At 64.7% G+C, this 20,300-nt stretch carries 18 protein-coding genes; 7 read left to right on the top strand and 11 right to left on the bottom strand.

Annotation, left to right across the window (positions count from 1 at the left end):
• The first annotated feature begins 29 nt into the window (after positions 1–29).
• Together ABIB06_RS00190 and ABIB06_RS00195 are read left to right on the top strand one after the other, a co-directional pair.
• Complete coding sequence (locus ABIB06_RS00190) at positions 30–932, top strand: TPM domain-containing protein (RefSeq protein ID WP_354047634.1); 903 nt, start codon at positions 30–32, stop codon at positions 930–932.
• 3 nt (positions 933–935) lie between these two features.
• The gene (locus tag ABIB06_RS00195; protein WP_354047633.1) at positions 936–1,433 is read left to right on the top strand and encodes a TPM domain-containing protein; all 498 of its coding nucleotides are present in this window, start codon (positions 936–938) and stop codon (positions 1,431–1,433) included.
• 155 nt (positions 1,434–1,588) lie between these two features.
• Here ABIB06_RS00195 and ABIB06_RS00200 read toward each other — a convergent pair whose 3' ends face one another.
• Together ABIB06_RS00200 and ABIB06_RS00205 are read right to left on the bottom strand one after the other, a co-directional pair.
• On the bottom strand, positions 1,589–2,401 hold the full coding sequence (locus tag ABIB06_RS00200; RefSeq protein ID WP_354047631.1) for an MBL fold metallo-hydrolase: 813 nt from the start codon (positions 2,399–2,401) through the stop codon (positions 1,589–1,591).
• Positions 2,398–2,769 (bottom strand): Crp/Fnr family transcriptional regulator, encoded by a 372-nt coding sequence (locus ABIB06_RS00205; protein WP_354047629.1) that lies wholly within the window; start codon positions 2,767–2,769, stop codon positions 2,398–2,400. Before ABIB06_RS00205 ends, ABIB06_RS00200 begins: the two co-directional genes overlap by 4 nt.
• A 289-nt stretch (positions 2,770–3,058) precedes the next feature.
• On the opposite strand from ABIB06_RS00205, the gene ABIB06_RS00210 reads away from it, so the two are divergent.
• The 3 genes from ABIB06_RS00210 to ABIB06_RS00220 all read left to right on the top strand — a co-directional run bounded on the left by ABIB06_RS00210 (position 3,059) and on the right by ABIB06_RS00220 (position 5,894).
• Positions 3,059–4,057, top strand: a complete 999-nt coding sequence (locus ABIB06_RS00210) for a hypothetical protein (protein ID WP_354047714.1) — start codon at positions 3,059–3,061, stop codon at positions 4,055–4,057.
• Between the two features lie 94 nt (positions 4,058–4,151).
• Entirely contained in the window at positions 4,152–5,702 is a 1,551-nt protein-coding gene (locus ABIB06_RS00215; protein ID WP_354047627.1) for a hypothetical protein, read from the top strand.
• Positions 5,703–5,729: 27 nt separating this feature from the next.
• Positions 5,730–5,894 (top strand): hypothetical protein, encoded by a 165-nt coding sequence (locus tag ABIB06_RS00220; RefSeq protein ID WP_247441577.1) that lies wholly within the window; start codon positions 5,730–5,732, stop codon positions 5,892–5,894.
• Between the two features lie 9 nt (positions 5,895–5,903).
• Here ABIB06_RS00220 and ABIB06_RS00225 read toward each other — a convergent pair whose 3' ends face one another.
• The 3 genes from ABIB06_RS00225 to putA all read right to left on the bottom strand — a co-directional run bounded on the left by ABIB06_RS00225 (position 5,904) and on the right by putA (position 11,029).
• Positions 5,904–6,551: a glutathione S-transferase family protein gene (locus ABIB06_RS00225; RefSeq protein ID WP_354047625.1), complete on the bottom strand. Its 648-nt coding sequence runs from the start codon at positions 6,549–6,551 to the stop codon at positions 5,904–5,906.
• Between the two features lie 146 nt (positions 6,552–6,697).
• The gene (locus ABIB06_RS00230; protein WP_354047623.1) at positions 6,698–7,903 is read right to left on the bottom strand and encodes a CaiB/BaiF CoA transferase family protein; all 1,206 of its coding nucleotides are present in this window, start codon (positions 7,901–7,903) and stop codon (positions 6,698–6,700) included.
• A 114-nt stretch (positions 7,904–8,017) separates the two neighbouring features.
• Positions 8,018–11,029, bottom strand: coding sequence for a bifunctional proline dehydrogenase/L-glutamate gamma-semialdehyde dehydrogenase PutA (gene putA / locus ABIB06_RS00235; RefSeq protein WP_354047622.1), 3,012 nt, complete (start codon positions 11,027–11,029; stop codon positions 8,018–8,020).
• A gap of 114 nt (positions 11,030–11,143) precedes the next feature.
• On the opposite strand from putA, the gene ABIB06_RS00240 reads away from it, so the two are divergent.
• A complete protein-coding gene (locus tag ABIB06_RS00240) occupies positions 11,144–11,605 on the top strand; it encodes an Lrp/AsnC ligand binding domain-containing protein (protein ID WP_007596520.1) in 462 nt (153 codons plus the stop codon).
• 171 nt (positions 11,606–11,776) lie between these two features.
• On the opposite strand, the gene ABIB06_RS00245 is transcribed toward ABIB06_RS00240, so the two are convergent.
• The 4 genes from ABIB06_RS00245 to ABIB06_RS00260 all read right to left on the bottom strand — a co-directional run bounded on the left by ABIB06_RS00245 (position 11,777) and on the right by ABIB06_RS00260 (position 15,763).
• A complete protein-coding gene (locus tag ABIB06_RS00245) occupies positions 11,777–11,977 on the bottom strand; it encodes a cold-shock protein (RefSeq protein ID WP_007596519.1) in 201 nt (66 codons plus the stop codon).
• 208 nt (positions 11,978–12,185) lie between these two features.
• On the bottom strand, positions 12,186–12,494 hold the full coding sequence (gene sorB, locus ABIB06_RS00250) for a SorB family sulfite dehydrogenase c-type cytochrome subunit (RefSeq protein ID WP_247441589.1): 309 nt from the start codon (positions 12,492–12,494) through the stop codon (positions 12,186–12,188).
• An 11-nt stretch (positions 12,495–12,505) separates the two neighbouring features.
• Positions 12,506–13,705, bottom strand: a complete 1,200-nt coding sequence (sorA, locus tag ABIB06_RS00255; protein WP_354047619.1) for a SorA family sulfite dehydrogenase catalytic subunit — start codon at positions 13,703–13,705, stop codon at positions 12,506–12,508.
• Between the two features lie 324 nt (positions 13,706–14,029).
• Positions 14,030–15,763 (bottom strand): adenylate/guanylate cyclase domain-containing protein, encoded by a 1,734-nt coding sequence (locus ABIB06_RS00260; RefSeq protein ID WP_354047617.1) that lies wholly within the window; start codon positions 15,761–15,763, stop codon positions 14,030–14,032.
• 346 nt (positions 15,764–16,109) lie between these two features.
• Here ABIB06_RS00260 and ABIB06_RS00265 point away from each other — a divergent pair, with 346 nt between their 5' ends.
• Positions 16,110–17,639, top strand: a complete 1,530-nt coding sequence (locus ABIB06_RS00265) for a glycosyltransferase family 39 protein (protein ID WP_502916534.1) — start codon at positions 16,110–16,112, stop codon at positions 17,637–17,639.
• A gap of 33 nt (positions 17,640–17,672) precedes the next feature.
• Here the strand turns inward: ABIB06_RS00265 and ABIB06_RS00270 are convergent, their stop codons facing one another.
• Together ABIB06_RS00270 and ABIB06_RS00275 are read right to left on the bottom strand one after the other, a co-directional pair.
• Positions 17,673–18,701: a YcjF family protein gene (locus ABIB06_RS00270; RefSeq protein ID WP_354047613.1), complete on the bottom strand. Its 1,029-nt coding sequence runs from the start codon at positions 18,699–18,701 to the stop codon at positions 17,673–17,675.
• Positions 18,698–20,167, bottom strand: a complete 1,470-nt coding sequence (locus ABIB06_RS00275) for a YcjX family GTP-binding protein (RefSeq protein WP_354047611.1) — start codon at positions 20,165–20,167, stop codon at positions 18,698–18,700. The genes ABIB06_RS00270 and ABIB06_RS00275 overlap by 4 nt, the downstream gene beginning before the upstream one ends.
• Positions 20,168–20,300: the final 133 nt, after the last annotated feature.

A 20,300-nucleotide genomic window follows, 5' to 3' on the forward strand; every position in this document is an offset into this window, starting at 1 on the left:
GAATACTGGATCGCCCGCCTTCGCTGGCGATGACAGCGATATTGTGGCGTGCCGTTTCGAGCTTCTCATTGTTCGTCTTCGCACTGCTCTTCGCCTTTGCTTTCCCGGCCTCAGCCGATGTCGCCGTGCCGCAACTGACCGGCCGCGTGGTCGATCAGACCGGCACGCTCTCCAGCGCCGACATCGCCGCGCTGTCGCAAAAGCTGCGGGACTTCGAGACGCGCAAGGGCAGCCAGCTCGTCGTCCTGATCGTGCCGACGACGGAGCCGGAGACGATCGAGCAGTTCGCGATCCGCGTTGCGGAGGCCTGGAAGATCGGGCGCAAGAAGGTCGACGACGGCGCGATCCTGGTGGTCGCCAAGGGCGACCGGCATTTGCGCATCGAGGTCGGTTACGGCCTCGAGGGCGCGCTCACCGACGTCACCTCGCGGCGCATCATTGACGAAGACATCACGCCGAAATTCAGGAGTGGCGATTTCGCCGGCGGCATCGCGGCGGGCGTCGATCGCGTGATCCGCGTCATCGACGGCGAGCCGCTGCCGACGCCCTCGCGCAGCGTGAATTTCGGCAACTGGAACGACATCGAGCCGCTTTTCTTCTTCCTGCTGTTCGGCCCGCTGGTCATCGGCGGCATCCTGCGCTCCATGTTCGGGCGGCTATTCGGTTCGGGGATAACTGGAGCGATCGTTGGTGTCCTCGCCTGGTTCGTGATCGGCTCTGCGGTCGTCGGGTTGGGCGTCGGTATGCTTGGCGCTATCCTGACGTTTATCGCCGATCTGTTTGGGGCGGGATCGGGCACGGGGTCCTCGCGGGGCCGCTCGTGGTCGAGCGGCTCGTCATCCGGCGGCTGGAGCAGCGGATCGTCGTCGAGCGGCGGCTTCAGCGGCAGTGGCGGCAGTTTTGGCGGCGGCGGCGCTTCGGGGAGCTGGTAGGTCATGAGCATCAAGCGCATCACCCGGCATCTGCTCCAGCATCATTGGCGGGCCAAGCGGGTGTTTCCAAAAGGGGTGCTCCACCGCATCGAGCAGGCGATCAAGCGCGGCGAAGCCATGCATTCCGGCCAGGTCCGGTTCGTCGTCGAAGGCGCGCTCGACGGCGGGCCGCTGTTTCGCAATCAGCCGGCGCGCGAGCGCGCGCTCGACGTGTTCTCGCATTTGCGCATCTGGGACACTGCGCACAACAACGGGGTCCTGATCTATCTCCTGCTCGCCGACCGCGATGTCGAGATCGTCGCCGATCGCGGCATCGACGCGAAGGTTGATGTGAAGCGCTGGGAACAGATCTGCCGCGCGATGGAAGCCGAGTTCAGGTTGGGCCAGTTCGAGCGCGGCGTGATCGGCGGCATCGAGGCCGTGTCGCAGGAGCTGGCGCGGCATTTCCCGCCGCATGGACCGCATCGCAACGAATTGCCAGATGCGCCGGTTGTGATGTAGCCCCGGCTGATAGCCCACACTCCGTCATTGCGAGCGTAGCGAAGCAATCCAGACTGTCTCCGCAGTGGGACTCTGGATTGCTTCGCTACGCTCGCAATGACGACGTTGAAGCGCCGTGTTTCTTTGCAAAGAGGCACACGCAGCCGCACGCCCACCTAATCATCCAGCTTGTTCAAATCCCGCACCGACTGCATGATCGGCTCGAAGTTCGAGCGCGCATCCAGCGCATCGAACAGTTGTGCGGTGTCCTCCAGCAAGCCGTGTGACCTCGCAATCGCGATGCGGACGTCCTCCTGTGGCGTGTCCGACAGCCGCCCGTGTCCCGACAGCAATATCTTCGAATTCAGCCCCTTGAGCCGCTCCAGTGACTGGATGTAGTCGGCGATGCTGCCCGAGCCGAACACGCCGCCCATCACGCCGCCGGGCATGAGCGTATCGGCGGCAAACAGCAGGCCTTTGTCCTGGTCGTACAGCGTGATGCAGGCCGAGGTGTGCCCCGGCGTGTGCATCACGTTGAGACGGAAATTGCCGAGGTCGATCAGATTGCCTTCCTCTAGCCAGATGTCGATATTGATCGGCACGTTCGGCTCGTTGAACATCTTCCGCAGCATCGAGAAGTCGTCGCGCAGCATGATCTTGTTGGCGGCAAGCCGATGGGCGGCGACAAAAGTGCGGCGCTCGTTGAAGTGCCAGGCGGCACCGATGTGGTCGAGATGCTCGTGGCTCAGCACCACCATGTCGATCTTTTCCGGCGGGCAGCCGGCGAAGTTGAGACATTCCACCATCGCAGGGTAATTCGACGACAGCCCGACATCGATCAGGATGGTGCGCACCGAGCCGCGAACGAGATAGACGTTGGCGGCGCGGTTGGAGAAGCGAATTTGATAGACGTCGTCCGCCGCCTGGATCAGCGAGCAGATGTCGTTCTTCATCAGGATTGGAAACGAAGTGGGCTTGCGCTCGCTCATGACTGCGCTGCCCGGTAGGTGACATCGTTGGACGCGCGCAGGCGTTTGGAGAGTGCATCCATCACCATCAGCGCAAAGGCCGGTTGCTGGCTGACGAGATAGACGAAGCGGGCGTGATTGATTCTCATGACTTTCGTGCTCGGCGCTGCCGCGATTGCGGTCGCCGAGCGCGCCGAGCCGTCGATCACGGCCATCTCGCCAAAGAATTCGCCCCTGCCGAGCTTGACGATGGTGGTCTTTCTGGCGCCGCTCAACTTGGCGATCTCGACTTCGCCGTCGAGGACGACGAACAGCTCCCGGCCGGTCGAGCCCTCCTCGAAGATGATGTCATCGACGCCAAACTCGTTGATGCACTTCTCGATCGCCATGACACCCCCAAGGGCCTTCTACAGCCGTTCTGGCTGACAGGACAGACATGTTAGCCGGGTAACAGGAGCGGGCAAACAGCCCGTTCGGAGAGAGCGTGGCCTGCCGCAGGGCAGCATCCGCTGACGATTTGTTGCACGCCGCCACACCGGTTCCACTTTGCCGGCCAAATTCGGCCCCGGATGAGTTCCTAAAATTTTGGTAAGCGGGTCCGCAGGTAAGGAATTCGCAAGCAATGAAAGTTACCAAAAAGTCAACCGAGACTGGAGTATTTGAGCCGTGAGCGAACCAATGCCCGAGCAGGCCGTCCAGGATACTGGCGCCGTTGAAGCCGCAGCGACCGTGCCGCAGGCCGTCGCGGCTGTTGCCGGTATCGAGGCCCCCTCGATTGCCCCCGACCACGAGACGCCGCCCAAGGCTGATCCAGTGAAGCCTGATCCAGTGAAGCCTGACCCGGTCAGGGTCGAGCCGCCGAAAATCGAGGCATCGAGGCTCGATGTGCCGAAGCTCGAACCCAAGGCAGAGACCAAGCCCGAGCCAAAGCCCGGCAAGCTCATCGTCATGGCGCCCGCGGAGCGGTCCTGGGACCGCGAAGAATTTGCCCCGCATGTGAAGGCCGACGAGCCGCGCGAGGCCGGCGGCAAGCGCCGCCTGTCGGCTATGGCAGCTGTGGTGGCGATCGCGGCCAGCGTCGGCGCGATCAGCGGCGCGCTCGCGACCGCCGGCATGATGCACTTCGCAAGCCCCGCGCCGGCGCAGGTCGCCGACACCAGCGCGCTGGAATCCTCGGTCGCCCGGATCGACGCCGATGTCGTCGCGCTCAAGGCGAATGTCGAGCACACCTCCAAGACCGGTCTGGGTCAGTTCAACCGGACCAACGACCGTCTCGACAAGCTCGAGAAAGCGCAGGCCGAGCCGATGGCCAGAATCGCAAAGCTGTCCGAGTCCGTCGACAAGCTCCGTGCCACCCCGCCCGCGGCGCCCACCCAGGCCGCGGCCGCCGTGCCCGCCAGGGAGACCACCGGCTCGATCACGCCGACCCAGGCTGCGGCCGCCGCAGCCGCGCCGGCTCCTGCCGCACCCAAGACCGAGATCGGCCGGCTGCCGATGGTTGAGGGCTGGGTGCTGCGCGACGTCTCCAACGGCGGCGCGCTGGTCGAGGGCCGCAATGGCCTCTACGAGGTCTATGCCGGTGACCCCATCCCCGGGGTCGGCCGCGTCGATGCGATCCGCCGCCAGGACGGCCGCTGGGTGGTCGTCACCAGCAAGGGGCTGATCGTCGCGCGCTGAGCGACTGATATCCGAATTCCAAAGAGGCGCTTCACCACGATGTGAAGCGCCTTTTTTGCTTGAATAGCCGTCCCCGCGCGGTGTTACCTAAGGCATGAACCGCGCGTTGCGAATTCTCGTTGCTGCCGTCGTATTTTTTGGCGGCGTTGTTTCGCTTTTGGCGGCAGAGACCGCGTCACTCACGCGCGGCACGGCGATCACCGATCCCGATCTCCTGCGTAAGCTCGACCAGAACGATGCACTCACGATCTCGCGCCTGCTGTGGCCGGAGCGGAACGCGAACTTTCCGCTGACGACCGATCTGATGTTTTCGTGGTTGTCGCAGCTCAAGGAAATTCCCTTAGCAATCGACGCGGAGTTCGACCGCTACGTGGCCCGGCAAAAGGCGGTCTATCCGACCGAGACCATCGGCGTCGGTGAAGGCTTTGACGTGCAATTGTTCGATCGGGCCAATCTGAAATCCCGCGATACCCGGTTCGTGCTGGCCGGCATCGTCAACCGCATGGACCGTGCCTACGTCGCGGAAGACTCGTGCGGCGAGATCAGGCTGATCTACCGTCTTGTGGGTTTCGAGACCAAGCCGGACGGCAGCAGGGCAGCAACGCGGCTGCCGATGACGCTCAATCTGGTGATGAAGGCGCGCGATGCGCGCCAGACGGACGAGAGCGGCAAGCCGGTCACCTGCGCCGAGGTCGCGCGACGGTGGCTGGACAATGGCGACTGGCAGGGGCTGATCGGCAGCAGCTTCTATCCTTACGATGCGATGCTCGACCGCATCGAGACCAACATTCAGATCTCGGTTGCAGCGAAATCGGCGCTGCATGATTTCCGCTCCGACTATCTGCTCAAGGTGTTCAAATACGACGCGACCACAAAGCGGTTCGAGGAATCGACGCTGGAGAACCAGATCGACCGTGACCGCATCCTCGCCGACCACGATCTCTGGCGCGACCTCAGGGATTGGCTGCTCGCGCCCGATCATCTTCGCGACTTCGACCGCGGCACGGTGCTGATCCCTGAAAAATTCCTGGCCAAGGCTGCCGTGGTGCCGACGCCCGCCGGCCTCGATGCTTCCTCGTTGCAGCCGGAGTTCGGCATGATGCAAGGGGAGGGCAAGGAAGAGCGCAAAGGCGAGCCTGTTTTCACCGACAATGACGTGGTCGGTGCGCTGAAGCAGGCGGCTGCGCGCGGCATCGACTTGCAGAACGTCCGCTCGGTCGCAGGCTTCCAGCGCCGCCTCAACGACGTCACCTGTGCCGGCTGCCACCAGACCCGTGGCATCGGCGGCTTCCATTTCCCGGGCGTCGATTGGCTTGCGGACAAGCCGTCCAACTCCGTCATCGTGCCGGCCTCGCCGCATTTTCTCGGCGACCAGGTGCGCCGCCGCGACATCCTGACCGCGTTTGCCGCGGGCAAACGTCCTGATTTCTCACGTGGATTTGCCAGCCGGCCGCAAACCCGGGGCAATAGCGAGTTGGCCGGGACCGAGTATCAGGACGGCTGGGGCGCGCATTGTTCCCTGGAAAATGCGGGATCGGGATCGGCCGACAGGAGTTTTACGTCATGGAGCTGTGCTAAAGGTTTGACCTGTCAGGCTGCCGCGGCCTCGCGCCGCATCGGCATGTGCTTCATCAAGACGCGTTAGCGCTATCTCCAGCCGGTTTGGATGACCATGACGGACTCCAGCGAAGCCAACAAGGAGCGCAATCGCGAGATCGCGCGCAATGAGGAAGCCAAGCAGGTCACCGGCAGCGTCCGCGTCAGTATATGGGCTGTCGCGGTCGTCGTCATCGTCGGCGGGATTCTGTTCACGCTCGGCTGGCTGGCGCTGCGATAGCGAGCGCCCTCACTTCGCGTAATTCGTCATTCGCTTGCCGGGCAGCAGCTCGTAGGCCGGCTGCCAGCCGGGGAGTGCGGCCATGCGGCCGAGCCAGGCGTGGATGGCGGGATAGCTCGTCGCGAAATCAAAACCATGCTCGTCGCTCGGATAGTGCAGATAGGCCATCATCGAGATATCGGCGACCGTGGGCCTGGCGCCGATCGCGAATTCATTGTGCTGAAGATGGCCGTCGAGAATGCCGAGGAAATCCTCGAGCCGCCGGCGAAAGTGCTTCAGCACCTGCGGATCGTTGTTTTGCGTGAAGGCGCGCATGAAGCGGTAAGTCGCCATGTACCCGGTGAGCTTGTGATTGTCCCAGAACAGCCAGCGCAACAGCTCGAACTTCTCGTCCGCGGTGTCGCCGCCGAAGTGGCCATATTGGTCGGCGAGCTTGAGCAGGACCGGCGCGGTCTGCGTCATCTTCACGCCGTCGACTTCGAGCACAGGAATCTCGCCCATCTCATTCACGCTCTTGCGCCATTCCGGCGTGCGCGTGACGCCGCCGCCAAAGTCGGTCCAGACCGGCTCGAATTTCTCGCCGCAAAGCGTCAGCATCAACGCCAGCTTGTAGCTGTTGCCGGATTCGGGGAAGTAGTGCAGGCGGTAGCTGGGCATGGGACCTCAGGGGATGTTGCCGTGAGGTTATACCGAAATCACTCCACGCCGTCATTGCGAGCGCAGCGAAGCAATCCAGAAATGCATCCGCGGAGGGACTCTGGATTGCTTCGCTGCGCTCGCAATGACGGGGGCGCCCGCGTCCCTTACCCCACCGCCCCCTTCGACCGCAGCTGCTTGATCGCGGCCTCGTCATATCCCGCGCCACGCAAAATCTCGTCGCTGTGCTCGCCGACGCCGGGCGGCTTGCGTGGCTGCACTTTCTTGGCGCCGTCGATCCAGATCGGGCTGGAGATGGTGAGCATGGTGTCGTTCTCGAACGGCACCAGAACCTCATTGTCGAGCATCTGCTTGTCGTTCGGGATGTCGTCCAAAATGCCCACGATGCCGAACACAAGGCCGTTGCCATCGAGGAGCTTGCGCCATTCGGCGAGATCCCTGGTCGCAAAGGTCTCGTCAAATATCTTGATCAGCTCGACCGAGCGGGCGTGACGGTCGGGTTTGGTGGCGAAACGCGGATCGGTGATGAGGTCTTCGCGGCCCAGACACTTGGCCAGCGTCGGAAACTGCTTCTCCTCGCTCAGCAGCGACAGGATCAGCCAGCGGCCGTCCTTGCATTGATAGTGGTTGGCGACCGCGTTCAACGCGCGTTCGCGCGGCCGCCGCTCGGCGAACTTGGCGCCGCAGAGCTTTGCCTGCGCCAGCACGCTCGCAGCCCACACGCCATTCGCCATCAGGTTCGAGGCGACATGCGAGCCCTTGCCGGTCTTCTCGCGCTGATACAGCGCGGTGACGATGGCTCCATAGAACGCCATGGCGCAGGGATGATCGCCCATGCCGGCGACCGAACGGGCCGGCGTCGTGTCGGTATCGGCGCGGACGAGATCCATCAGGCCGGAGCGCGCCCAATAGGCGTTGCTGTCGAAGCCGGGTTTGTTGGCTTCCTCGCCCTTCTCGCCATAGCCGGTGAAGGAGGCGTAGATCAGCCGGTCGTTGAGATGGGCGAGGTGATCATAGGTGATGCCGAGCTTTGTCCGCACCGGCGGCGGCATGTTGGTGATGAAGACGTCGGCCTCTTCCACCAGCTTGTAGAGCACGGCCTGCGCTTCCGGCTTTGCGAGGTCGAGCGCGATGCTCTTCTTGTTGCGGGCCTCCAATAGCCAGGCGAAATTGTGCTCACTGCTCGGATAGCCCGGAATGTTGGGCAGATTGCGGTAGGGATCGCCGGCGCCGGGCGGCTCGATCTTGACGACGTCGGCGCCGAAATCCGACAGCACGGTCGCGGCCGCGGGCGCTGCGATGAAGCTCGCGCAGTCCAGAACCTTGAGCCCTGCAAAAATGCCCTTTTCCATCGCGGCGTTGCTCCCTCGCTCTTGTTGTTTCCCGCGCGCTGGAATTGGCGCGGGGCACGTCATGGGCAGCATTAGACCGATGTTTTGCCGGGATGCAACGCTCCTCGCCGCGCCTCACTCATCCCCTGCGAGCAGGGCGGCGTTGCCGCCGGCTGCTGCGGTGTTGATCGTCACGGTCTGCTCGGTCGCAAAACGCGCGAGGTAGTGCGGGCCACCGGCTTTCGGGCCGGTTCCGGACAGGCCGTTGCCGCCGAACGGCTGCACGCCGACCACGGCGCCGATCATGTTGCGGTTGACGTAGATGTTGCCGATCTGGAGACGGTCGATGATCGCCTCGATCGTATCGTCGATGCGGGAATGGACGCCGAGCGTCAGCCCGTAGCCGCTGCGCTCGATGGCTTGCAGGACGCGTTCGAGATTTTCGGCAGGGTAGCGCACGACATGCAGGATCGGGCCAAACACCTCCTCGGTGAGCTGGCCGGCATCCCTGAGCTCGAAAATATGCGGCGCGACGAAGCAGCCTTCCGGGGCGGTGCCGGCAAAGTGCAGCCGCGCCGCGGTCTTCATTCGCGCGATATGCGCATCGAGGCGCTGCTTGGCCTCAACGTCGATTACCGGACCGACATTGGTCGCGACGTCGCTCGCGTCGCCGATCTTCAGCTCGCGCGCCGCACCCGCGATCATCTCGATCATGCGGTCGGCGACGTCCTCCTGCACGAACAGCAGCCGCAGCGCCGAGCAGCGCTGGCCGGCAGAACGAAACGCCGAGGTGACGACGTCGTCTGCGACCTGCTCGGGCAACGCAGTCGCATCCGCGATCATGGTGTTGATGCCGCCGGTCTCCGCGATCAACGGCACGATGGGCCCATCCTTGGCCGCCAGCGCCCGATTGATGCTGCGCGCGACCTCGGTCGAGCCGGTGAAGACGATTCCAGCGATATCGGGGTGCGCGGCCAGCGCGGCGCCGATCCGGCCGTCGCCGGTGACGAGCTGCAGCGCGCTTGCGGGGATGCCGGCCTCGTGCAGCAGAGCTACGGCTTCGCGCGCGATGCGCGGCGTCTGCTCGGCGGGTTTTGCGACCACGCTGTTGCCGGCAATGAGCGCGGCCGTGACCTGGCCCAGGAAAATCGCCAGCGGAAAATTCCATGGCGAGATGGCCACGAAGACGCCGCGGCCGCGCATGGCGAGCGTGTTGCTCTCGCCGGTTGGGCCCCGCATCGCGACCTCGTTGCCGAACAGCTTGCGGCCCTGCGCGGCATAATAGCGGCAGAAGTCGGCAGCCTCGCGCAGCTCCGACAGCGCATCGTCGAGCGTCTTGCCGCCCTCGCGTTGCAGCAGTGCGATGAAATGGGGCGCGCAGTTCTCAAGAAGATGCGCGGCCTGCTCGAGCGCTGCCGCGCGCGCGGCTGCCGGAGTCCGGCTCCAGGCGGCAAAGCCCGCGCGCGCCGCGGCCACTGCCGCGTTGGCCTGATCCGGCGTTGCCTCAGTGACAGGCTTGAGGTCGGCCGTCTCGGCCTCGACGTCCGCCAGCAACCGGTCGAGCGCTGCGCGCGCGCCGAATTCGACGCCGCGCGAATTGCGGCGCTCCGGCGCGTAGAGATCGCAGGGAAGCGGAATTTTTGGATGGGCCGCCTGCTGCGGCCGGACGATGGCGTCGGCCGGCCGTTGCAACAGCGCCGGGAGCGGCACACGATAATCGGCCGCCTGCGCCACGAAGGAGGAGTTGGCACCGTTCTCCAACAGGCGCCGCACCAGATAGGCGAGCAGGTCGCGATGGCTGCCGACCGGCGCATAGGTGCGGTAGGCAATGTCGGGGTGGTTCTTGGCATGATCCTTGGCAAGCTGCTCGTAGAGCGCCTCGCCCATGCCGTGCAGGCGCTGGAATTCGAAGCCGCCGCTCTCGCCGGCAAGCTCCAGAACGGTCGCGACGCTCAGCGCGTTGTGGGTGGCGAATTGCGGGAATATCCGCGGCCGCAGACTCAAAAGCTTTTGAGTACAGGCGACGTAGTTCAGATCCGTCATCGTCTTGCGCGTGAACACGGGATAGCCGTCGAGCCCGCGCTCCTGGGCGCGCTTGATCTCGGTGTCCCAATAGGCGCCTTTCACCAGCCGCACCATCAGCTTGCGGTCATGCGCGCGGGCGAGCGCATCGACATAGTCGATCACGGCGCTTGCGCGCTTCTGATAGGCCTGGATCGCGAGCCCGAACCCGTCCCAACCGGCAAGGGAGGGATCGGCGAGCGTTGCCGCGATCACGTCGAGCGACAGCTCCAGCCGGTCGGCTTCCTCGGCATCGACGGTGAAGTTGAGATCATGGGCCCTGGCGCGCTGCGCGAGGTCCAGCAGTTGCGGCACCAGCTCGCGCATCACGCGGTCGCGGCTGATCGCCTCGAAGCGTGGATGCAGCGCCGAGAGCTTGACGGAGATGCCGGGCCGGTCGGGCAGGGGATGGTTACCGGCCGCCTTGCCGATCGTCTCGATGGCACTGGCATAGGCGTCGAAATAGCGCTTGGCGTCAGTGGCCGTGCGCGCGCCTTCGCCGAGCATGTCGAAGGAATAGCGCGGTGTCTCGCCGGAGCGCGGCCGGCCCCGCTCCAGCGCCTGCTCGATGGTCTCCCCCAGCACGAAATGATTACCCATCAGCCGCATCGCCTGGCGCGTGGCGGTGCGCACGGCCGGCGCGCCCAGCCGCTTCACCAGTCGGCCGATGGTGCCGTCGGGCGTCTCGCCGGGCTGGATCACCCGTGCCGAGAGGCCGAGCGCCCAGGCCGAGGCGTTGACCAGGAAGGCGGTGGACCTGGTCTCGTGATGGATGAAGTCGCCTTCGCCCAGCTTGTCCTCGATGAACTGGTCGGCGGTGCGCGCGTCCGGCACGCGCAGCAGCGCCTCGGCCAACACCATCAAGGCGAGGCCCTCCTTGGTCGAGAGCGCGAACTCCCGCAGCATGTCCTCGACCCCACCAAGCCGGTCGTCACGCTTGCGGATGGCCTCGATCAGCCGCGTCGCGGTGCGATCGATCCGCGCCTCCTGTGGCGGGTTGAGATGTGCAGCCGGCAAAAGCCGCGCGGCGATCTCAGCATCATCGGGCGCGTAAGCGGCGGAGAAGGGAGGCGGAATGTTCGGCATGGCGTGTCCTGTGGCTGGAATCCAGGATAATGCCCGCGCTACCATAGCTCGATAGACAAATTAGCTGATTTGCCTTAGAAAATGAAGCATACCAGCGACTTGGCCTTACAAAACATGGAACTTGATCGAACCGACCGGAAAATCCTCTCGATTTTGCAGCAGGATGGGCGCATCGCCAATGTCGAGCTCGCCGAACGCATCGGGCTGTCTCCGACCTCGATCGGCGAGCGGTTGAAGCGTTTGCAGCGGGAGGGTTTTATCGAAGGCTATGGCGCGCGGCTCAACCCGCACCGGCTCGGCCTCGGGCTCCTGGTGTTCGTCGAGGTGCTGCTCGACAAGACCACGCCGGATAATTTCGAGCGTTTTGCGCGCGCGGTGAAACTCGCGCCCGAAGTGCTGGAGTGTCACATGGTTGCCGGCGGCTTCGACTATCTTGTGAAGGCGCGGCTGGCGGACATGACCGCGTATCGGCGTTTCCTCGGCGAGACCTTGCTGTCGATGCCGGGCGTGCGCGAGACGCGAACCTATGCGGTGATGGAAGAGATCAAGCGCGACGCACCGTTGCCGGTGGATTAACGAAGTGCTGTCGCGATTGTCATTGCTGCGGCGTTGAACGAGCGGTGTTCGCGGGGAAAATAGTTCTCCGTGTGCAATCGCAACGCCTGTCGTCGAATGCACTGACCGACTTCTAAAATTTTCTTGGCCCGGCTCCCGGATCGACCCGGGAGGTAGCAAAAGCTGGCGGGCTTATACTTTGAGGTTCTCTGCGGAGCTTTTGCCTCGGTTTGCGATCTCTTCGTATTCCACCGTCTGTCCTTCGTTCAGGGACGACAGACCGGCTTTCTGCACTGCCGAGATATGCACGAACACATCCTTGCCGCCCGACGCAGGCTGGATAAATCCATAACCCTTCGTCGGGTTGAACCACTTGACCGTACCTTTAGCCATCACGACTTCTCCGCGGGTCTTCCTCCGAGATCTCGAACCGCCAGTCCCCGCCAACCGGCCGGTTCGGTCCTAATACGATACGCGGAATGTCGTTGGCTTGGTAGCTCAAACCACATCGGCATTTCGCCGAATTCCGCTCAACTTCGCGGCGTTTTTGCCGGTTTTGCCCGTTTCGCGGTCAATTGGTCCGTACGTCACGCGCCATCCGTCAATAAGTCGCGGCCAGGTAATCGACGATCTTGCCGACATCGGCATCGTCGATCGGCGCGCCATAGACCTTGATCATCTTTGTGACCTCGGCCTGCCAAAAACCTTTCTTGTCCTTCATCGGCGGCTGCGTGTTGATGTAGTCGGAGGAGTGGCAGGCTGTGCAATTGCCCTGAACCACTTCGAGATTGGGCCCGGGCTTGAACGCCGCGACCTCATCGGGGGTCTTGTAATTGACCGGTGCTGCAAGTGCCGAGCCCACCACGGCGGCGAGGGCGAGCGTGATGGCGGGGAAAACGGTGCGCTGCATGATCATTCCCCTCAGGCCACGGTGACGCGGACGGTTTCGACGACGTTGCGTAGATAGCCCGCCGGATTCCAGCGCGGTGTATCCGGCTGGGTTTCGCCGCCATTGCCGGTGGCGCGCACCTTGAGCTCGTGGGAGCCGGCCGCGAGCTTCACCGGCAGCTTCCATTCACGGAACGAGTATTTGCCAAGATCCTTGCCGAGCCTGGCGCTGGTCCAGGTCTTGCCGCCGTCGGTGGAGACCGCGACTTCCTTGATGCCCTTGCCGCCGTCGAAGGCGATGCCGCGCAGCGTCGTGCCGCCTGATTTCAGCTTGGCTCCGTCACTGACGCTGGTGATGAAGGAGCGAATGGTGAAGCGGCTGATCGGGATCGTCGCCTTCGGCGCGGTGCCGGGCTCGATCGCATTGTTCGGGGTGTCCGGAATGCGATAGGCCGACTTCATCCAGAAGCCGTCATAGACATTGTCGATGACGGTGATCTCGTTGAGATGCTTGACCCAGTAGGTGCCGTAATAACCGGGCACGATCAGGCGCAGCGGGAAGCCGTTGAGGAACGGCAGATCCTCGCCGTTCATGCCATATGCCAGCATCACCTCGCCGTCGGTGGCGTGGTCGAGGTCGAGCGCCTTGGCGAAATCCGGAGTCTTGTCGCTGACCGGGCCGTCCAAGCCCCCGAACACGACTTGCTTGGCGCCGGCCTGCACACCCGCCATCTCCAGCACGGCCTTTAGCGGCACGCCGCGCCAGCGCGCATTGCCCATCGCGCCGTTGGCGAGTTGGCCGCCGGCGACGCGCGGCTCTACGAGGCCGCGGCTGTTGCCGGAGCACTGGTTGACGGCGACGATCTCGCTCGCCTTCATTTTCTTGATGTCCTTGAGCGACAGCTTGAGCGGCTTGTCGACCTTGCCCTTGATCTCGAGCGTGAACTTGTCGGGGTCGAGATTGTAGGGCAGGTCGGAAAGGTGATAGCGCACGAAGAACGCGTTGTTGGGCGTGATCGGGCCATCGTTGAACACCGCGAACGGCGTCTCGAGCTGCGGCGGCCGGGCGGTCAGGCCGATCATCGGCCGCTTCTGCGGATATTTCACCAACGGCCGGTCGCCATTGGCGAAGGGCAGGGTGACGGTGTCGAGTGCCAGCGCCTTGCTTGAATTCAGTGCGGCCGTAATAGCGGCAAGGCCCGCTCCTTTGAGCAGGTCGCGTCGATCGAACATGTGGTCTCCTCCCGGAGCTTGTCGTTGGATCGCGGTCATCACCGCGTTCCTGCGCTCATCTGTCGCAACGACTCAGTTGAAGTCAATTCGTGCTTTCGCAGCAGGCCCATGCCGCTGCGTTGCAGCAAGCCGGTGTTACGTTTGTAACGAGATTGAGCCGAGCCGTAGCCGCAGGCGACGGTGCACCTCTCCCGCTTGCGGGAGAGGTCGCGCCGAAGGCGCGGGTGAGGGCTTTCTCCTCTCTAGGGGATCGTCCCTACGCGGAGACACCCTCTCCCCAACCCTCTCCCGCAAGCGGGAGAGGGAGCGCACCTCTCGCGCGGCTTACGCGGCCACGCGCTCGCTCCGGTCAACGAGCGCCGACAGCTCCCTGGCGTCCGCGACGACGCGCACGGCCATCGGTTCGTCGCGGCCACGGATCGCGACCTCCTGCTGCGGCAGCGCGTCATCGGCGAGGCCCGCGGTGCGGCGGACTTCCTCCGAGACGATCGCTTCGCAGGCCAGCGTCTTGGTCATGTCCTGGAGGCGGGCCGCGACGTTGACGGCATCGCCCAGCGCCGTGAAGACGATGTGATCCCGATAGCCGATGTCGCCGATGATGACCTCGCCGCCGTGAATGCCGATGCCGAAGCGGATCGGCTGGCGCAGATCGTGGCCCAGCAGCTCGTTGAGCTCGTCGATCTGCGTGGCGATCCCGGCGGCGGCCTTCAGCGCCTGCCGGCAGGCGTTCTGCGGATCGGCGGAGAGCCCGAACAGCGCCAGCATGCCGTCGCCGACGAACTGGTTCGGCTGGCCGCCGTTCTCGATCACGGCCTGCGAGACGGCGCCGAGGAAGCGGTTGACGATGAACACGGTATCGAACGGCAGCCGCTTCTCGGCCAGCTGCGTCGAGCCGCGCATGTCCACGAACAGGCTGACGAGATAGCGCTCCTGGCCGATTCTGGCGGGCGTCGAGGCCTGCGCGTTCGCCGGTAGAGTGTGCGAGGTGAAGAGCTGAAAGAAGGAGAGGTCCGATGTCGGCCGCAGCTGGCAGGCCAGCCTGATCGAGGGATCGCTGGTGCCGACACGGGTGAGCACGAACGCCTCGCGCTGCGACGGCTCGGGCAGGGCGCCATGATCGCCGATGATGCGGATGCGGCAGGTCGAGCAGCGGGCGCGGCCACCGCAGACGCTGGCATGCGGCACATTGTGGCGCAAGCTCGCTTCCAGCACGGAGAGGCCCTTGGGGACGCGCACCGTCTTGCCGTTGCCGTAGGACAGCGCGATCATGCCACCGCGCCGCTCGCGCAAGGCGCGTGCGCCGCGCGCCAGCAGCGCCAGGGCGAGCAGTCCGAGATAACCGGCGGTGAGGCCGCCGGTGACGCGGTCGAGCGTCGCGGCCTCGGCAGCGGTGCCGACCTGGCGGTGCGTGAGATTATGCGTCCGCCATTCCCCGTCGTCGGCCTCGACCTCGACGCTGCGGCCACCCTGGTAGACACCAAGCAGCGACAGCGTCGGGATCAGCACAGCCGCCGCGAGCAGATAGGGCGCCGCGCGCGTGAAGAATGATTTGAGGCGGAGCCAGAAAAAGATGCCGATGCAGCCGTGCACCCAGGCAATGATCAGCAGGATCGTCATGGTCCAGATTCGGTTCGACGCGACGAAGAACAGATAGAGTTCCTGCGGATAGAGTTTTTGGTGTCCGTAAAGCGTCTGGCCGAGCCGCACGCCGATCACATGCGCCATGACCAGCGCGGGGATGCTTAAGCCCAGCACGAGTTGCAGCGGCTCGACCGTCCGCCAGCGGAACTGCCGGCGCTGATACAGCGCGTAGATGCCGAGCCCCATATGCGTGAGCGCCGCCGCGTAGAACACGATCGCAACCGGCAGGAACTGCCAGAACAGCGTGTGGTAATAGACCCCGATCTCCATGGCATCGACCGAGATGTTGCCGAGCGCATGGTTGAGGAAATGGCTGACCACATAGGCGAACAAAATGACGCCGCAGACCAGCCGCACCTGCCGCAAGCTGATGGCGCGGGAAAGCTCGAAAAATCGTGAGGATGCGGTGGCGGCCATGATTCTGTTCTATCAGTTCATGAAGGAGAACAGCCAGCGTCGCGTTTAATTCCGGGGCTGGACAGCTTGCGGGATCACATACGCGGCACGGTTACGAAATCGTAGGTTGGGCCGAGGCGCCTTGGCGCCGTGCCACCAATCGGCACTTAGGGTGGGCACGCTTCGCTTTGCCCACCCTATGGTCTCCTCGTCGGGGCTGGGATCGTCGCTCGCTTGTCCGGGACGACACCAGATGCACGGTACCCCCGCATTGACTCCCCCTCTCAGGTTGGCGAAAAGCGCGGCCGTGACGACAGCTCCCGATATCACCGTGCTCCCCAATGGCGCCGCGCGCCGGCCGCTCGTCATGGCCGCGGCGATCATTGCCGCGATGACGCTGCTGCGCATCGTCTACGCCTCTGCGATCGAGCTGCGCACGGATGAGGCCTATTACTGGACCTGGTCGCAGGAGACAGTCCTCAGCTTCCTCGATCACCCCCCGGGCATCGCCTGGCTGATCCGGTTCGGCACCGCCATCTTCGGCGACACCACGCTCGGTGTGCGCTTCGGCGGCATCGTCGCGATGCTGGTGACGCAGCTCCTGCTCGCCGATATCGTCCGCCGCCTCACCCATGATGTGCGCGCCGTCGTGCTCGCGGTGCTGATGCCGGAGGCCGCGCTCTATTACGGTCTGCTGATGGCCAAGGTCGCGCCCGATGTCGCCATGATCCCGTTTGCGGTGGCGATGATATGGTCCCTGGTGCGGCTTGCGCAGGGCGGCGACGGCCGCTGGTGGCTTGCGGCCGGCCTGTTCGCCGGGTTGGCGATGCTGTCGAAATTCACCGTGATCATGTTCGCGCCGGCGGTTGCCGCCTTTCTGCTGGTGCCGGATTGGCGCTGGCGCTGGCTGCGCAGCCCCTATCCGTACCTCGCGGTCCTGATCGCAATCGCCGTGTTCTCTCCGGTCCTGATCTGGAACGTGCAGCACGACTGGGCCGCGATCCGCTTTCAGGGCGTGCGCGCCACCACCAGCTACGGCATCTCGCTCCGCACGGTCGGCGATTACATCGGCCTGCAATTCGGGCTGGTCGGTTTCGTCATGCTGCCGGTGGTGATGACGGGGCTGGTGCTGACGGCATGGCGCGGCTATCGCACGCGCGAGCCGGTCGCGATTTTGCTGTCGACCGCGGTCTTGGTGCCGTTTTTCTATTTCCTGGCGAAATCGCTGACGCTTCGGGTCGGCGACACCTGGCCGATGTTCATGTGGCCGGTCGGCTTCGCCGCTGCCGCTGTCAACCTCACCATGATGACGCGTGAAAAATGGTCGGCGCGGATGCTCAGATCGTCGCTGTTCTGGGTCAACACGGCGGTGGTGTCGGGCATCGCTTTCGTCGTGGTCGTGTTCCTCTATTACGTCGCCGCGCCCTGGAATTTGCTCGGCAAGATCGATCCGATCGGTGCCGAGTCCGGTTACGAGCAGGTCGCAGCGCGCGCGCAGGCCGCGCTGGATGAGACCGGCGCAACCTGGATCGCAACCACGGACTACCGCACCTACGCCATGATGCGCTGGCTGTTCAGGGGCCGCGTGCCCGTGATCGAGATCAACGAGCGCGGCCGCTTCCAGGATTTCCGCGATCCCGGCATGGACCGGATCCGAGACCACGCGGGCATTTATGTCGGGCGAGAGCCGGACAATCGCTCATCGCTATGGGATTCGATCCCGGCCAAGCGCGAGCAACTCGGTCAGGTCGAACGACGCTGGCGCGGCCTCGTGATGGACAATTATGTGGTAGAGAAGCTGACTGGCTGGACCCCGGAGCTGTCGCCGCCGAAGGACTCGCCGCTATTCCAGTGGCGCGTGCTGGCGGGCGAGTTCGAGAAGCGCGTGTTAGTCTGACGAGGGAAGCGAGCGCGCCGCGCAAGCAAAGCGCTACTCCTCGTCGTCCCTCTTCCGCAACAGATCCGTCGCGAGATCCGACAACTTCGGCGGCGGCAGTGCCGCGAACGGCAGCGGCCGTGTGACGTCGATCGCGGCGAGGCCCAGCCGCGCCGTCAGCAATCCATTCAGCACGCCTTCTCCCAGCCGCTGCGACAGCTTCGCCGCAATCCCGTGGCCGAGCATCTGCTGCACCAGGCTGTCGCTAGCGGCCATGCCGCCGGTGATGGCGAGATGAGCGATGACGTGGCGGAGCAGGCGGATCATGCCGAGCGCGCCGGGGCGGCCGCCATAGAGCCGGGCAAGTTGGCGGATCAGGCGCAGCGACGCCACGAACACGAACAGCACATCGATCAGCGCGCGGGGCGAGACCGCTGTGACGATCGAGACTTTTTGCGCAGCCGACGACACCAGCCGCCGTGCCTCGATGTCCAGCGGCGACATCAATTCGCGCTCGGCAAGCCGGATCATGTCGGCGCCGTCGATGATCTCGCCGGCATGGCTCTCCAGCGCGGCGCGGGCGCGCGCGAGCCGCGGGTTCTGATGCGCGATCTTGAGCAGATCCTGCACGATGGTTCGGCTCTCCTTGCGGTCGTCGCTGGCGAGCACGGCGGCTGCACGCTCATGCAGCTTCTCGATCGTTGCGAGGCGCGCCAGCCCGAACGCCTCGCGTCCGATCACCACCGCGAGCGCAAGCGCAGTGACAAACGCAAGAGCCAGTCCGACAAAGCCGAGGCTCTCGCTGCGCGCAAACAAATCCTCGATCAGATGCACCACGCCGAGCCCGATGCCGAGCAGCGTCAACCCGGCGACGCCCGACCAGAACAATGCGCCCCAGGGCAAGCCGCGTCGCGCCGGAAGCGCCGGCGCGATCGGCACCGGCAAGTTCGCCGGATCGGGCTCCGGCGTGATCTGGATGGTGGTGCGGCCGAGGCGCGCCGTCTCGTCGCCTTCGGTGACGACGACGCCGGGATCGTCGAGCCGGAACGTCGCCGGCCGCCGTGGCTTCGATCGGTCGTTCATGACAGCTTGTCTCCGATCAGGAACTGCAAGGCACGGTCGAGGCGGATGTGAGGCAGCACCGGCGCGTCGGAACCCTCGCGCTCGAGCTTTGGCGGGCGGAAGCGCAGGAAGCGGAAATCGCTCTTCGCGGCGGCCTCGGTCGAGAGCCCGCGGAACGCATCGATGCCGTTGAACAGCGGCTCGGGGTCGAGCGGCAGGTCGCCCGGAAAGGTCGCGACCTCGGTGTTGCCGTCGAAGAACTCGCCGCCGGTGCTTTCGCCCGCGGCCGGTGTCCCCAAAATCGACGGCAATTTGTCACGGCCATGCGCGACCTGCGCCTCGCGCGTGGCGCGGACGGCGGCGAGCGCGACGACGTCGATCTCCGCGCCGGTATTTTCCGCGCGCGCAACGGCGCCCGAGACGGCGCGGCGCAGCACCGCCTCGAGCCGGTCGTGGCTGGAATGATGCAGATGGTCGGCCTTGGTCGCCGCGAACAGGATGCGATCGATGCGCGGCCTGAACAGGCCGGAGAGGAACGTGCTGCGGCCGATGCGAAAGCAGTCGAGAATGCCGGCGAGTGCGGCTTCGAGATCGTGCAGCGCTTCGGGGCCGGAGTTGAATGCCGCGAGCGCATCGGCCAGCACGATCTGGCGATCGAGCCGGGCAAAATGATCCCTGAAGAACGGCCGCACCACGACGTCCTTGTAGGCCTCATAGCGGCGCACCATCATCGCCCACAGCGATCCCTCCGGCGCCTGGCCGCCAATCGGAACGTCGAGCGGCGCAAAGGTCAGCGCCGGTGTGTCGGCGAGATTGCCCGGCATCAGGAAGCGGCCGGGCGGCAGCAGGCTCATCGCAAACCGCTCGTCGCGACAACCTTGCAGATAGCCCCTGAAGAGTTTTGCGGCCGTCAGCGTCGCCTGCTCGTCCTCGCACGCGTCGGGCTTGAGCGTTGCGAGATGCGCGTGCCAATCCGCGGCCAGATGCGCGCGCGGCACCTCGCGCGACAGTGCCAGGCTTTCGGCCGACCATTGCTCAAAACTCTTGTGGAGCAGCGGCAGGTCGAGCAACCATTCGCCGGGATAATCGACGATATCGAGCGTCAGCGTGCGATCCGCGCCGTTCTGGCGCTGGTAGTCGATCACGAGCCTGAGCTCGCTGATGTCGACCGTCGAGTTCGGCCAGCGCCGCTCCTCGATCAGCGCGCGCAAATGGCTCTCATAGGCAAAGCGCGGCACGGCGTCGTCCGGCTGCGGCGCCAGATGCGCCCGCGCGATCCGGCCCGATGAATAGGCCTCGAACACCGGAAACCGGCCGCCACGGGTGAGGCCGTGGATCAGCGCGGTGATGAACACCGTCTTGCCGGCCCGGGACAGGCCGGTAACCCCCAATCGTACCGTCGGATTGAAGAAATGCTCGCCGTAGTCGATCAGCGCCCGAGCCGACAGGCGCGCCTCCTCGACCATATCCTCGAAGCTAAATGCCATATGAACGTCGGGAATCCCGGGCGAGGGCGAATACGCAAAAAGGACCAGTCACAAAAGTGGCAACTGCCGGAGGAAAATCAAGTTTCATACTTTCACCGCCTTTGTCGGCAAATCACCCGTTTGAACGACGCGC

This window comes from Bradyrhizobium sp. LB8.2 (genome assembly GCF_040548035.1).
In the GTDB taxonomy this organism is placed as follows: domain Bacteria; phylum Pseudomonadota; class Alphaproteobacteria; order Rhizobiales; family Xanthobacteraceae; genus Bradyrhizobium.